The sequence below is a fragment of the Devosia sp. A369 genome (genome assembly GCF_054489345.1).
The window spans coordinates 1-1,250 of record NZ_JBTMWV010000053.1; the positions used below are offsets into that span (position 1 = coordinate 1).

Annotated in this window: 1 protein-coding gene and 1 pseudogene; both read left to right on the top strand. The window is 62.7% G+C overall.

Features of this window, described 5'->3' with window-relative positions; translation table 11 throughout:
- Nucleotides 1-428: pseudogene (locus tag ACX3OZ_RS20830) on the top strand (IS21 family transposase); the annotation flags it as partial.
- Nucleotides 425-1,183, top strand: coding sequence for an IS21-like element helper ATPase IstB (gene istB / locus ACX3OZ_RS20835; RefSeq protein WP_119396962.1), 759 nt, complete (start codon nt 425-427; stop codon nt 1,181-1,183). The pseudogene ACX3OZ_RS20830 and the gene istB, both read left to right, overlap by 4 nt.
- Nucleotides 1,184-1,250 lie beyond the last annotated feature (67 nt).

Genomic DNA, 1,250 nt, shown 5'->3' on the forward strand with positions numbered 1-1,250 from the left:
CCCGGAGCTGGGACCGCGAAGACGTCGTCTTCGATCCGCTGCATTACCTGCCGCTGATCGAGCAAAAGATCAACGCCCTGGATCAGGCGGCACCTCTCCAGGGCTGGGATCTGCCTGAAGAGTTCGCCACGCTGCGCCGCCTGATGGAGGCGCGGATGAACAAGCATGGCCGGCGTGAGTACGTGCAGGTTCTTCGCCTCTTGGAGAGCTTCGAGCTTGTGGACCTGCATGCGGCGGTGAAGCAGGCCCTCCAGCTCGGTGCGATCGGCTTCGACGCAGTCAAGCATCTGATCCTGTGCCGGGTGGAGCGTCGGCCGCCGCGGCTGGACCTGTCTATTTACCCCTACCTGCCACGGGCAACGGTCGAGACGACATCGGCGAAGGCCTATATGCGATTGCTTTCCGCCCATGGGGAGGAAGCGGCATGAGCCCTCCCGTGCCCGAGATCCTGCTCTCCCATTATCTCAAAAGCCTCAAGCTGCCGACCTTCCAGCGCGAGTACCAGAAGTTGGCCCGGCAATGCGCCACCGAGGGCGTCGATCATGTCGGATACCTCACCCGGCTTTCCGAACGGGAGATGATCGAACGGGACCGCCGCAAGGTCGAGCGCCGCATCAAGGCGGCAAGGTTCCCGGTCGTCAAAAGTCTCGACAGCTTTGATTTTACCGCCATCCCCAAGCTCAACAAGATGCAGGTGCTGGAACTGGCGCGTTGCGAGTGGATCGAGCGGCGCGAGAACGTGATCGCCCTGGGGCCCAGCGGCACGGGGAAAACCCATGTTGCGCTCGGCCTCGGCCTGGCCGCATGCCAGAAGGGCCTATCGGTCGGCTTTACCACGGCCGCCGCTCTCGTCAGCGAGATGATGGAGGCCCGTGACGAGCGGCGTCTGCTCCGCTTCCAGAAACAGATGGCCGCCTACCAGCTCCTCATCATAGACGAACTGGGCTTCGTGCCGCTCTCCAAGACCGGGGCAGAGCTGCTGTTCGAGCTGATCTCGCAACGATATGAGCGAGGCGCCACCCTGATCACCAGCAATCTTCCGTTTGACGAATGGACGGAGACGCTCGGATCCGAACGTCTGACCGGCGCGCTGCTCGACCGCATCACCCACCACGTCAATATTCTCGAGATGAATGGCGACAGCTATCGTCTCGCTCAAAGCCGCGCCCGAAAGGCCGGCTGAGACACCTCAAAAATCGCACGCGCACATGAGACCCCCGCTCGGGCTATGCCCTCCCGGCGGTCTCATG